This is a genomic window from Rhizobium sp. B21/90 (assembly GCF_019355815.1).
Taxonomy (GTDB): Bacteria; Pseudomonadota; Alphaproteobacteria; order Rhizobiales; family Rhizobiaceae; genus Rhizobium; species Rhizobium rhododendri.
Genome location: NZ_CP072163.1, coordinates 915,542 through 928,450, shown reverse-complemented (window position 1 = coordinate 928,450; position 12,909 = coordinate 915,542). Strand labels below are relative to the sequence as shown.

General features: G+C 60.0%; 12 protein-coding genes. 5 read left to right on the top strand and 7 right to left on the bottom strand.

What is annotated here, in order from left to right:
- Positions 1-187 precede the first annotated feature (187 nt).
- Positions 188-1,876 (top strand): FAD/NAD(P)-binding protein, encoded by a 1,689-nt coding sequence (locus J5278_RS22400; protein ID WP_209186391.1) that lies wholly within the window; start codon positions 188-190, stop codon positions 1,874-1,876.
- A gap of 10 nt (positions 1,877-1,886) precedes the next feature.
- Here J5278_RS22400 and J5278_RS22395 read toward each other — a convergent pair whose 3' ends face one another.
- A complete protein-coding gene (locus tag J5278_RS22395; RefSeq protein WP_111218572.1) occupies positions 1,887-2,066 on the bottom strand; it encodes a hypothetical protein in 180 nt (59 codons plus the stop codon).
- A gap of 103 nt (positions 2,067-2,169) precedes the next feature.
- Positions 2,170-2,478 (bottom strand): hypothetical protein, encoded by a 309-nt coding sequence (locus J5278_RS22390; RefSeq protein WP_142830871.1) that lies wholly within the window; start codon positions 2,476-2,478, stop codon positions 2,170-2,172.
- Between the two features lie 317 nt (positions 2,479-2,795).
- Between J5278_RS22390 and J5278_RS22385 the strand changes: the two genes are divergently transcribed.
- Positions 2,796-4,478: a phosphoethanolamine transferase gene (locus tag J5278_RS22385; protein WP_142830873.1), complete on the top strand. Its 1,683-nt coding sequence runs from the start codon at positions 2,796-2,798 to the stop codon at positions 4,476-4,478.
- Positions 4,479-4,552: 74 nt separating this feature from the next.
- Here J5278_RS22385 and J5278_RS22380 read toward each other — a convergent pair whose 3' ends face one another.
- Positions 4,553-5,386 carry an alpha/beta fold hydrolase gene (locus J5278_RS22380; protein ID WP_224128462.1) on the bottom strand — a complete coding sequence of 278 codons (834 nt, stop codon included), beginning with the start codon at positions 5,384-5,386 and terminating at the stop codon, positions 4,553-4,555.
- Between the two features lie 280 nt (positions 5,387-5,666).
- Here J5278_RS22380 and J5278_RS22375 point away from each other — a divergent pair, with 280 nt between their 5' ends.
- The 3 genes from J5278_RS22375 (at position 5,667) to J5278_RS22365 (ending at position 8,824) form a co-directional block, all read left to right on the top strand.
- Positions 5,667-6,134 carry a MarR family winged helix-turn-helix transcriptional regulator gene (locus tag J5278_RS22375; protein ID WP_209186497.1) on the top strand — a complete coding sequence of 156 codons (468 nt, stop codon included), beginning with the start codon at positions 5,667-5,669 and terminating at the stop codon, positions 6,132-6,134.
- A 163-nt stretch (positions 6,135-6,297) separates the two neighbouring features.
- Positions 6,298-7,017 carry a hypothetical protein gene (locus J5278_RS22370; protein WP_142830877.1) on the top strand — a complete coding sequence of 240 codons (720 nt, stop codon included), beginning with the start codon at positions 6,298-6,300 and terminating at the stop codon, positions 7,015-7,017.
- 184 nt (positions 7,018-7,201) lie between these two features.
- Entirely contained in the window at positions 7,202-8,824 is a 1,623-nt protein-coding gene (locus J5278_RS22365) for an ABC-F family ATP-binding cassette domain-containing protein (RefSeq protein WP_111218564.1), read from the top strand.
- Here J5278_RS22365 and J5278_RS22360 read toward each other — a convergent pair whose 3' ends face one another.
- The 4 genes from J5278_RS22360 to J5278_RS22345 form a co-directional block, all read right to left on the bottom strand.
- The gene (locus J5278_RS22360) at positions 8,825-9,214 is read right to left on the bottom strand and encodes a type II toxin-antitoxin system VapC family toxin (protein ID WP_209186397.1); all 390 of its coding nucleotides are present in this window, start codon (positions 9,212-9,214) and stop codon (positions 8,825-8,827) included. It lies immediately after the preceding gene.
- Positions 9,201-9,476: an AbrB/MazE/SpoVT family DNA-binding domain-containing protein gene (locus tag J5278_RS22355; RefSeq protein ID WP_111218560.1), complete on the bottom strand. Its 276-nt coding sequence runs from the start codon at positions 9,474-9,476 to the stop codon at positions 9,201-9,203. The genes J5278_RS22360 and J5278_RS22355 overlap by 14 nt, the downstream gene beginning before the upstream one ends.
- 72 nt (positions 9,477-9,548) lie before the next feature.
- On the bottom strand, positions 9,549-10,631 hold the full coding sequence (locus J5278_RS22350; protein WP_142830883.1) for an ABC transporter ATP-binding protein: 1,083 nt from the start codon (positions 10,629-10,631) through the stop codon (positions 9,549-9,551).
- Positions 10,628-12,901, bottom strand: coding sequence for a glycoside hydrolase family 2 protein (locus J5278_RS22345; RefSeq protein WP_209186399.1), 2,274 nt, complete (start codon positions 12,899-12,901; stop codon positions 10,628-10,630). The genes J5278_RS22350 and J5278_RS22345 overlap by 4 nt, the downstream gene beginning before the upstream one ends.
- Positions 12,902-12,909: the final 8 nt, after the last annotated feature.

Sequence of the window (12,909 nt, the reverse complement as noted above, 5' to 3'; positions counted from 1 at the left end):
GTCGGATCATGGCCGTTGGCAATGGAGGGGCGGCGATGGCGATCTGACGCGTCAACGGGGTCCGGGCTATCTTACGGCTACGTCCGGTGGCGGACGGATTTGATTTTCAATCTTGCTAACGGCGGTCGTCGTTCCATATCGTCAAGTTCGCGAACCATTTTATCAGCGTTCGCCGTTGAAAGCTTCCATGACGCGCATCGCTATTATCGGCTCCGGCCCGACCGGCATCTATACGCTGAAGGGTCTGGTAGGCTCGCCCGAGCCGCTGTCCATCACCATCTTCGAGATCGAGCCGGATCCGGGCAAGGGAACGCCCTATCATCCGGCATTGAACGACCAAGCGATGCTGTCGAATATCGCGAGCATCGAGCTGCCGCCGATCTGCGAGACGCTGGTTGCCTGGCTTCGGCGTCAGAGCGACGCTGGGTTGGAGAGACTGCACGTGTCGCAAGACGCAATTGACGAGCGCGAGTTCTATCCGCGCGTGGTTCTTGGTGAGTATCTGCAGGCTCAGTTCTCGCAGCTCGTGCAGGCGGGGAAGGAGCGGGGGCATAGGATCGACATCAAGCCGCGCCACCGCGTCATCGACATCGCGTTGCAGGTTGACGACATTGCCCTCGTGGCTCAGCGGCCGGATGGGACGCAGGCCGATTACGGGTTCGACCACGTCGTCATGGCGACCGGCCACGACTGGCCTGACAACATCGAGATCAAGCCGGGATATTTCATGTCGCCCTGGCCGGCAGTCAATCTGAAGTCGATCGGCAATTGCGCCGTTGGCATCCTCGGGACATCGCTGAGTGCAATCGACGCAATGGTGACCGTGGCGACGGCGCATGGCGCATTCTATGTCGATGCCAGCGGTTTGCTCGAATACCAGCAGGCCTCCGATTCAGAGGGCTTCAGCATCACCATGATGTCCCGCAAGGGGCTTCTGCCGGAAGCCGACTTCTATCACGAGATCCCCTACCTTCCCTTGCAGTTCTGCACGAATGAAGCGATCGACGCCTTGCTGGCGACGGGCCGTGGCAACTTGCTCGACGATATCTTCGACCTGTTCAAGGCCGAACTGCTCGCCAACGATCCGGAGTATTCGGCGAGTATCGGCCTGTCGCTGCGGACGATCGAGACCATCGGACCCGCTTATTTCGCAGAGCGCGAATCCCGCGATCCTTTCGCCTGGGCGGCACTGAACCTTGCCGAAGCGGCGCGCAATAAGCAGCAGCGCCATACCGTGCCATGGCGCTATGCGATCCTGCGCATGCACGAGGCGATTGCCCGCGCGGTACCGCAGCTGGACAGCGAGGACCTGAAGCGGTTTCACAAGCACTTCAAAAGCATTTTTATCGATGACTATGCCACCGTGCCGCATGAATCCATCAAGAGGATATTGGCGCTGCGGCGCGCGGGAAAGCTGGATATCGTTGCCCTTGGCGACGACTACGAAATCGACAACGAGCGGGTCGAGCGCGGTGCAGAGGTCACCTACGACGGCAAGACACTAACCTTCGGCGCCTTCATCGACGCGACGGGGCAGCATCCGCTATCGGTACGGGACATTCCGTTTCCAACCCTCCTGAAGCAGGGCGTCATTCGCAAGGCAGCCACCAGTGCCGCGTCATCGATCATCGTGCCGGACGGTCACCAGGCCGTGGTGCGGACCGGCGGCATCGACCTGGATGACGCTTTCCGGCCGAAATTCGAAAGCCCGGTATCGAACAAGCTCTATTGCGCCGCAATCTCGTTCCTGCTGCACAAGTTACCTTTCGTCCAGGGCATTACCAGTGCAAACGATATCGGTGGCGTGGTCTCCGCTGCCATACTGGCCGACAGTATGCCGGGTAGCGCCAAACCGGAGCTGCTGGCCGCCGGCTGACATTCCAGCTTCAGGAGTCGAGCCGGAGCTTCAGTTGCTGTCCCGGCTTTTCAAGATAGTGCTCGAGCGAACGACCGAATTGCAGGCGGGAGTAGGTTTCCTTGCGCTGTCGTTCGGCATGCTCGCGCGCAGCTCTTGATTTTGCGACGATTTCGAGAGTCTTCTGAATGACGAGGTTGGCACTGTCCATCTGCACGTCTCCATTTGTTCTCTTTATGTTCTCATTTTTCGCGAGGTATGTCAATGCATGCCGAAGCAGGCGTTTCGCAAGCCGGACTTGAGGCTGGAAGGCCTTATGCCGACTGCTGCGCCAGGAAGGATTTTGCAGTTTCGATTGCCGGGCGGCAGCTTGGCACTGCGTTCGACAGGATCCGATCGGGTGCGGTGCCGAGGACCCAAATGTCGAATGCCATGGATACGAGCGGCAAAGGATTTGTGGTGGCGTGGTCGGTGATCACCTGACCGGCGCTGGTCGTGCAGGCCCTGACATTGGCAACGACCTCGTAAGGCACGTTGGCCTTTGCAAGGCGGCTGGTAATCTCGGTTTGAAACGGGTCGAGGATAAGGAGCTGCACGAAATAAAAAACGAGGGCGCTGAGCATTTTGGTTTCCAGTTGGCCGTGACGTGCGATCCGACATCGCACAAGCAGCCAAAAGCTTGCACCAGAGGGGCCCGGATCAGGGTAGTCCCTATGTAGGAAGCCTGGAGCGATCCGCAACACGGGGGCAAGCGTTCCGGCCATCTTGACCGTTCGGCAGGCGTACCAGTGCCCATCGGTTTTCATCGTCTGCTCCGAGGTATATAGGACCCTGGCGCTCGTCCCAAGAATGCCTTCGTTCAGGTAGATGTCAGGAAAATCGCACACTGTTTTCTGCTGCATTGCCAGGGTGCAGCCGGCCTCGTACCGCACGCCCGGGCATGCCATTTTGGAGACCTTCTTTGAACGATCGTAACACCGAAAACGCGCGGCCCTTCGGTCGGCCCGTGCTGGGAAGCGTGACGCTTTGCTTCCTGACGACGCTCTATCTGCTGGTCGTCACAAACTGGACGTTCTGGCAAAAGGCCCATGGCTACCTGACCGGAAATGCGCTTGCCTTCACCGCATTCGTCATCGGCATCTCCGCGCTTTTCATGGCCGTCGTCACATTGTTCTCGGCGAAATATGTCACGAAGCCGATCCTGATCTTCTTCGTGCTGGTGTCGTCCGCCTGTTCCTGGTTCAACGACCAGTTCGGGGTCGTCATCGACAAGGACATGATCCGCAACGCGGCCGTTTCGACCGGCGCCGAGGCCGGGCACCTCATTACCTTCCGATTTGCCCTTCATCTACTGCTGACAGCCTTGCTGCCGTCGCTGCTGATAATCTGGGTGCGTATCCGCCACCGGACAATCCTGCCGAAGCTGGCGCAGAACACGGCGATCATCCTCGGCTGCCTTGCTATCTTTGCCGGCGCCGGCATCAGCTATTACAAGGTCTTTGCCGGCGTCGGGCGCGCCCACCGCGATATCCTGGCTACCCTCAACCCGTTCATGCCGATCAATAATGCCGTCAGCTACGTCGTGTCGGCACAGAAGGATGCGCATGTCGTCGCCGAGCCCCTGGGGACGGACGCCCACCGGGTCAACATCGATCCCTCCGGCAAGCCTCGGGTGACGATCATCGTTGCCGGCGAAACCGCGCGCGCCTCGGATTTCTCGCTCGGTGGATATAACCGCGATACCAATCCCGAGATGAAGAAGCAGGACGTCGTCTATTTCCCCAACACGACCAGCTGCGGCACGGCGACGGCGACGTCAATTCCCTGCATGTACTCGATCTACCCGCGCGCCGACTACACCCATCGCAAGGGGCTGCAGACCCAGAATCTTCTGGATGTCCTCAGTCATGCCAAGGTGGACGTCTCCTGGCTGGACAACGACACCGGCAGCTACAACGTCACCGACAGGGTGGCCTACGAATACCTGCCGAATTCCAAGGATCCGCGCTTCTGCAAGGATGGCGAATGCCTGGATGCGATCCTTCTGGACAAGGTCGATGCCTGGCTCGATCACGTCAAAGGTGACAGCGTGCTGGTTCTCCACCAGCTCGGCAGCCACGGACCTGCCTATTTCCAGCGCTATCCCGAGGAGTTCCGACGCTTCACACCGGATTGCCGCGCCAACGATTTCGGTGCCTGTACGCCGGAGGAGATCACCAACGCCTACGACAATACGATCCTCTATACGGACCACGTCGTCTCGGTCGTCATCGACAAGATTAAGCAGCGCGCTGCCAAGCTGGATGGTGCCGTCGTCTATGTCTCCGATCACGGAGAGTCACTCGGCGAGAATGGTATCTACCTGCACGGCACGCCCTACTTCATCGCGCCGACGCAGCAGACGCACGTGCCGTTCCTGGCCTGGGTATCGGACGACCTGTCGAAATCTGCCGGCTTCGATATGAAATGCCTCGGGCAGCACGCCGACGGGCAGTATTCGCACGACAATTTCTTCCATTCGATCCTCGGCCTTATGGATGTCTCCACCAAGGTCTACAATGCGAAGATGGATGTTTTTTCCCAATGCCGCCGGCCCGCCGGCGCGCTCGCCAGCGCTGGATGAGAGCTCAGTGGCAGGCAAAGCACAGAGAGAAACGCCCACGGACAGTGGGCGTTTCTGGCCTTTTGGGGGGTGGCTCAGGCCTTGAAGAAGGCTAGCAGGTCGGGGTTGAGAACGTCGGCGTGCGTCGTCAGCATGCCGTGCGGAAAGCCCTTGTAGACCTTCAGCGTACCGTTCTTCAGGAGCTTGACCGACAGCATGGCGGAATCGGCGATCGGCACGATCTGGTCGTCGTCACCATGCATGACGAGGACGGGAACGTCGATATTCTTCAGGTCATCGGTGAAGTCCGTCTCGGAGAAGGCCTTGATGCAATCATAATGGGCCTTTGCCCCGCCCATCATGCCCTGACGCCACCAGTTGTCGATCACGCCGGGATAGGTCTTGGCGCCATCGCGATTGAAGCCGTAGAACGGGCCTGTCGGAACATCCCGGTAAAACTGGGCCCGGTTGGCAACGAGTGCCGAGCGGAAGCCGTCGAAGACCTCCATCGGCAGGCCGCCGGGATTGTTCTCGGTCTTGAGCATGATCGGCGGTACGGCACCGACGAGCACTGCCTTAGCGACCCTGCCGTTTCCGCCATGCTTTGCTACATAGCGGGCGACTTCGCCACCGCCGGTGGAGTGACCGATGTGAATGGCGTTCTTCAGGTCGAGATGTGCAACCAGCGCTGCGACGTCGGCAGCGTAGGTGTCCATTTCGTTGCCGTGATCCGTCTGGCTGGAACGGCCGTGGCCGCGGCGATCATGGGCGACGACCCGGTAGCCCTGGCCGAGGAAGTAGAGCATCTGGGCATCCCAGTCGTCTGCGCTGAGGGGCCAACCATGGTGGAACACGATCGGCTGACCCGTGCCCCAGTCCTTGTAGTAGATCTGCGTGCCGTCCTTGGTCGTGAAGATGCTGCTGCTCATGGTCGTTCCCTTCGGTTGTGAAGCTTTGGGTGTTGCTGCGTCTGCAGTTGCAACCAATGGCATGGTCGCTGCTGCAGCGGCAAGGCCCAACCCGGCGGTCATCACGCCACGGCGTGTCGTGTGATTATTCGAAGCCATCGTTCTGCTCTCCTGATAAGTGAGATCGCAAAAATATTTATCGCGATAACGAACTCGTAGATAAAAAATTTTGGCTAGTCCAGTCAAAATCGATATCGCGACATTATTTTTAATGATATCGATATTTGCTTATAAACGGGAGATGACGACTTTGAGCCAAGCGCTCCTGCCATTGGATGACCAGCTGTGTTTCTCGCTGTATGCGGCGAGTATTGCTGTCAACCGCACTTACAAGCCGATGCTCGATTCCATGGGCATTACATACCCGCAATATCTGGTGCTGAGCGCGCTCGGCCAGGAGGATGGCCTGACGGTGGGCGCGATCGCCGAGCGGCTGGGGCTGGATTCCAGCACAATCACCCCGCCCGTCAAGCGCCTCGAGGCGGCAGGCCTTGTGGAGCGCCGGCGCAGCAAGGTTGACGAGCGTCAGGTCCATGTCTGGTTCACCCATGCGGGGCAGGCGCTGCTGAAAAGATGCAGCTGTCTGGCGGAGACGCTCCTGCGGAAGTCGGGCATGACGCTTGAGCAGGTGCACGCTCTGAACCGGCAGGTTCGAACCTTGCGCGCCGCACTGGAGGCAGAGGAACAGCTCGGCACAGGCTCGCAGTGAATATGATGACTTCAGTGGGAATATTGTGACAGCGGTGCATTGCACTATATAAATAGCAGAGCCATCCGGAAGACGATTTTCAATCTTTCCTGTTGACGGCTGCGCTGAAACAAAAATTGTCACCCAACGGTCGTTCTTCGTTGTAATATGGTGGAAGAAATGAATGAGGTTTGATTTGTGGCAGTTCTTTCAGACTACGCAGGGCAGCATCATCCTCGGTGTCCTGTTGGGCGCCGGTAGTATTGCAACAGGCGTCATGCTTTCCAGATCTCTCTTATGGGCGGGTATCCGACGCCCGCAGCGGGTCAACCGCAGGCGGGAGGAACGTATGCTGGCCATGCGGGTCGTGCTCGCATTGGACGATCTGGTCGGCGGCTGCCACAGTGCAGCAATAGACGCACCTGAATTCAACCCGTCCGATGCCGGCGATTTCGTCCTGCACACGGAGGATCCACGCCTGATCTTGCCGAAGGATGTTGACTGGAGCCTCCTTTCTCCAGAGCTGGCCGAGGAGGTCCTCTGGATGCCGAACCGCCTGCGCAACATACTCGACGCGCTGGAATCGCTCGACGTCAACGCGCCCGAATTCGACGACTTTTTCCTGCATCGGCAAGCGGATTTTTCGAAGCTGGGCCTGCGTGCGATGGATATCATCGACACCCTCTGTGCCGAATATGGCATCGAAGCGCCTGAGCGTCCTCTCTACTACGATCCGCGCGCGACCTTCGAGGAAGGTGTCGCACTGGCCGTGGACTTCACGGATCGCCGTCGCAAGTCGCAGAAGAATGCCTCGACCGGGCGCTCAAACGTGACGCCGCTGTTTGGCAATGGCGGTATCGAAGCCAAAACCGTCAAGCCGTCGGACAAGGATCCGATCGCCTGAGCATCTCATATATGACCATCGAAGAGGCCACCGGCAAAGCATAGTTCCTATGCAGCGCCGGTGGCCTCGGCGTTTTCTGGATGGTGTGCCTCAACCTTCCCGGTTGACGCGGAAACTGAAAACCTGCAACAGCCTCTTCACAACCGTGCCATCCGGCGCAGCACTCTCTGGACTTTGCCCGACGATGATACGTATCGAGAATATCAGCAAGCAGCTCAGCCATCGCATCCTGTTCATCGAGGCATCTGCCGCCCTCAACAAGGGTGAGAAGGTTGGGCTGGTTGGGCCGAACGGCGCCGGCAAGACCACGGTCTTCCGTATGATCACCGGCGAGGAACATCCCGACGAAGGTCAGGTCGCCGTCGATAAGGGCGTGACCATCGGCTATTTCAACCAGGATGTCGGCGAGATGCACGGTCGCAGTGCCGTTGCCGAAGTTATGGAAGGTGCCGGCCCGGTCAGCATCGTCGCCGGCGAACTGCGCGAACTCGAAGCTGCCATGGTCGATCCCGATCGTCTCGACGAGATGGATGAAATCATCGAACGCTACGGAGAAGTCCAGGCGCGCTACGAAGAGCTGGACGGCTATGCGCTGGAAGGCCGCGCCCGGGAAGTGCTGGCTGGCCTCAGCTTCAGCCAGGAAATGATGGACGGCGATGTCGGCGGGCTGTCGGGCGGCTGGAAGATGCGCGTGGCGCTCGGTCGCATCCTGCTGATGCGCCCCGACGTGATGCTGCTCGACGAGCCGAGCAACCATCTGGATTTGGAAAGTCTGATCTGGCTGGAGGAATTCCTCAAGAACTACGAGGGCGCATTGTTGATGACCTCGCACGACCGCGAGTTCATGAACCGCATCGTCACCAAGCTGATCGAGATCGACGGCGGCACGCTGACGACGTTCTCCGGCGACTATGCCTTCTACGAGCAGCAGCGGGCGCTCAATGAAAAGCACCAGATGGCGCAGTTCGAACGCCAGCAGGCGATGCTTGCCAAGGAAATCAAGTTCATCGAACGCTTCAAGGCGCGCGCTTCCCATGCTTCGCAGGTGCAGAGCCGGGTGAAAAAGTTGGAAAAGATCGACCGTGTCGAGCCGCCGAAGCGCCGGCAGGTCGTCTCCTTCGATTTCGCGCCGGCGCCCCGCTCCGGTGAAGACGTGGTGAACCTGAAAAACGTCTACAAGAGCTACGGTAGCCGCAGCATCTATGCCGGCCTCGATTTCATGGTCCGCAGGCGCGAGCGCTGGTGTGTCATGGGCATCAACGGTGCCGGTAAATCGACATTGCTGAAGCTGGTTACCGGCTCTACCGATCCGGACGAGGGTGCGGTTGCACTCGGCGCCAGCGTCAAGATGGGCTATTTCGCCCAGCACGCCATGGACCTGCTCGATGGCGAGCGTACCGTGTTCCAGTGGCTCGAGGATTCCTTCCCGCAGGCGGGGCAGGGGCCTTTGCGGGCGCTGGCCGGCTGCTTCGGCTTTTCCGGCGACGATGTCGAAAAGAAATGCCGGGTGCTGTCAGGCGGCGAGAAGGCCCGCCTTGTCATGGCAGCGATGCTGTTCGACCCGCCAAACCTGCTGGTGCTGGACGAGCCCACCAACCATCTGGACCTCGACACGAAGGAAATGCTGATCAAGGCATTGTCCGAGTACGAGGGCACGATGCTGTTCGTCTCGCACGACCGCCATTTCCTCGGCGCCCTGTCGAACCGCGTGCTGGAAGTCACGCCCGATGGCGTGCAGCAATATGGCGGTGGCTACACGGAATATGTGGCGCGCACCGGCCACGAGGCCCCCGGCCTGCACGGCTGATCAGGGTTCGCGGACGTCGTGGGAGCCGGCAGCTTGGGCCGCCTTGATAAACCTGCGGTCGAACGTCATCATGGCTTCACAGCTGCCGATTCTGCCCAGATGGAGGGCATCGGCGAAATCCATGCCTTGCTCGGTGCGATCGAGCGCCCGCGCCACCAGCGCTGGACTTTCTAGCGTCACCCGACGCAGGCCGGCGAAGGCCCGGAGCGCCGCACAAACCTGCTGCGGCTGATAACTGTAGACGCTCCGCAGGACCCATTCGCATTCGAGCATGACAGTTGTTGCCACGAACACATCCTTATTCTCGACAAGGCTGCGTGCTTTCGTCGATTGCTCTGGATGATCGCCGGTGAGGTAGCGAATGATGATATTGGTATCAATCGCCAGCATGGCGACGCCTTGCCTCGGCGATGATGCCCGCGTCCATATCCTCTATCGATTTCGAGGTGCCGGCATAGGCAAGCGATCCGAAAACCTCGTCCGGCTCGGTGGCTGCGAAATGCGGTGCCGCGCGTAAAAGCACACCGTCGGCGGTTTCCTCGACCACCAGGCGCGTGCCCGGCTCCCACTGCTGGTGCAGACGCACCGCCTTGGGCAGGATGACCTGCCCTTTGGTGGACACGACGGTTGTCAGTTTTTCCGGCACGGCCATCACAAGCTCCTTGTAAGACGGAGGTAAGATAGCACGGCAGGGCGCCAATGCCAATCGGACGATAGCGCGGGGCTAGCGCAACCGCTCGCCGGCAGCGTCGAACACCAATGCCTTAGCCGGATCGAAGCGGGCGGTGATGGTCTGGCCTGATTTCAGGCCGCGGCCGTTGCGGGTCAGCACTGTGACGAGTTCGCCTTCGCCATAGCGGGCAAAGGCGTATGTTTCGCCGCCCAGATGTTCCAGCATGTCGACGACCATATCGAGTGACGCATCCCCGACCTCGTCAAAATGTTCAGGCCGGACGCCGATCGTCACCGGTGTTCCCTCTGCTGCCTTGTCGGCGCCGATCACCAGCGGAATGGTGGTGTCGCCAAGCTCCGGGAGCTTTGCAGACCAGCGGCCATCGGCGTTTCGAGCCAGCACGCCCTTGAAAAAATTCATCTTTGGCGAGCCAATGAAGCCGGCGACGAACAGGTTGGCCGGATCGTCGTAGAGATCGAGCGGCGCGCCGACCTGCTCGACCGTGCCGCTGCGCAAGACGACGATCTTGTCGGCCAGCGTCATCGCCTCGACCTGATCGTGCGTCACATAGATGATGGTCGTCGCCAGCTTCTTGTGCAGCCGGGCGATCTCGATGCGCATATGCACGCGCAATTCTGCATCGAGGTTCGACAGCGGTTCATCGAACAGGAACACCTTGGGATGGCGGACGATGGCACGGCCGATGGCGACGCGCTGGCGCTGGCCGCCCGAAAGCTGCTTCGGCTTGCGGTCGAGCAACGGCTCCAGTTCGAGAATGCGGGCTGCTTCCTCCACCTGACGCGCAACCTCGGCCTTGGCGACGCCGGCGAAGCGCAGCGCAAAGCCCATGTTTTCGCGCACTGTCATATGGGGATAAAGCGCGTAGGACTGAAACACCATGGCGATGCCGCGCTTTGACGGATCGACATCGTTGACTTCCTTGCCGGCAATCGACAGCGTCCCCGAGGTGATATCCTCGAGGCCGGCGATCATCCGCAGCAGGGTCGACTTCCCGCAGCCCGACGGCCCGACGAAGACGACAAATTCGCCGGACTGGACGTCAAGGTCAACGCCCTTGATGACGTCGAGGCTGCCGAAGGATTTGCGGATATTGCGGAGAGAGACTTCGCTCATGGGGTTACCGCTTCCTGCTGGGTCGAGTTGACCGCCGTGAGTTCTACCGTGGTGCCGGTAAAGCGGGGCGAGGTGACCTCTATGGTAATATCGCCGCTCTCGCCTGTCGATTCCAGCCAGAAGCCGGTCGTGCCGCCCTGGAACGGAATGACGTGGGGGCCGACGATCTTTGCCGGACCAGACACCTTTAGTGTCACGACATCGTTGATGAACGGGAGGCGCGAGCCGACCTGATCGAGCGCGCGGACGATAACGCGGGTGCTGTCGCGCCCTTCGGCACGGATCGTCTTGCTGTCCGCTTCGACCTGCAGTGTCGTCGGCAGCGGATCGGCGACCATGTGCAGTTTTGCGACGGCTTCGCCGGCGACAAATCCAGTGAAATGGGCGTCTTCCCACTGCATGCCCCAGACGCCGAGTTCGTCCTTGGTGAAATGACGATGGTCGACGACGATGGGCGGGTGCGGCAGGTGTGGAAACGTCTCGCGGTCAGGACCGACGCGCTTGACCAGCGAGCCGTAACGCAATTCGATCTCGTCGCAGTTGCTGAGGATGATCAGTGGCAGCACGCCGCCGATGTTGCGCTCGCCACGCGCCCAGAAGGTGACTGGTTTCATCACCACTTCTTCTGATGGCTCGCACTGGCTGGCATAGACATAGGCTGCAAATTTCGGTTCGCGGAACATGTCCATGACGCCATGGTAGCAGATCCGGTCGCCGGAGCCGAAGTCCTTGTGGGTGTTGTAGTCGAACATGCACCAGCCGATGGCACCGGAAATGTTGGGATCACCATAGGCAGCGTTCAGCACTTCCAGATGGCGCCGCACATGCTCGGCCTGCCGCTGTTCCTGGTCGTAGATTTTCGTCGGATACATATGGCCGCCGAATTCGGTGATCAGGTATGGCACGACCTTCTGCAGGCCCGTGCATTCCTGCTGGCTTCTCAGCGCCGTGCGCGGGCGGTTGCTGCCCGGCAGCTCCTCGTTGCCGAGGATAAAGTCGTTCATCGTGAAGACGTCTTCGAGGAATTCGCTGTCGAGGATGAATCGGACGCCGCCGGTCTGGCGCGTGCTGTCTAACTCATGGGCGAGCCGGTTGGTCTCGAGATAGAAGTCGTGGCTATCCTTGGATTCGTTGATGCGCACGCCCCAGATGATGATCGACGGATGGTTCCAGTCGCGCTCGATCATGCGGCGGACGTTCTGGATCGATTCCTGCTTCCACTCCTCGCCGCCGATATGCTGCCAGCCGGGGATTTCCTCGAACACCAAGAGGCCAATGCGATCGCACCGATCGAGAAACCATTTGGACTGCGGATAGTGTGAGGTGCGGACGAGATTGCACTTCAGCGTGTTCTTCATGATGTCGGCGTCCAGCTCCTGGGCGGAGCGGCCGGCGGCATAGCCGACATAGGGGTAGGACTGGTGACGGTTGAGGCCGCGGATCTTTAGCTTGCGACCATTGAGCTTGAAGCCTTCGGTCGTGAACTCGGCCGTGCGAAAGCCGAAATGCGTGCCGACCTGGTCCGAGCCCTGGTCGCTCTCGAGCGAGACGGCGACGGTATAGAGGACAGGGTCGTCGATATCCCAGAGCGACAGGCCTGTGAGGTTGGCGAAGGCCAGCGTCACGCTTGTGCCTGTCGTTTCGGACGAGGCCGTGGCAATTTCCTTGCCTGCGGCGTCGGTGATGACGGCGGTCACGGTGCCGTTGAACGCCACACCCTGTGGATTGGAGAAGTCGCAACGCACCGTCGCCGACTTTGCCTCGCTGAGCACATGGCCGGTCTCGATCTTGATGTTGCCGATCGACACCGTATCGGTGACCTTCAGCCAGACATCGCGATAGATGCCGGCATAGGTGAGATAATCGATTCGGCCACCGAAGGGCGGGATTTCCGGGTTTTCGCTGCCGTCGATCTTGACGGTGATCAGGTTGTCGCCCTGATGCAGACCGTCGGTCAGGCGCGCCTCGAAGGGCGTGTAGCCATCCTTGTGGGCGACAATCTCCTTGCCATTGAGATAAACGACGGAGTCGGCCATGGCGCCGTCGAATACCAGCGACACTTCGCGACCGACGAACTCCGGCTGCCACTTCAGGACGGCCTGGTAGGTGAAGGCGCGCTGATAGGATTTCTCGTCGAAATAGTTGAACGGCAGGTCTACCGCATTGTGCGGCAGGGTGACCATTTGGCCGGCGGTCAGGGCCTCGGTGAGACCAGGGGCGAAACCCTCGTGAAAGGTCCAGGTATCGTTGAAGGAAACAACAGAACGCATTTTCATTC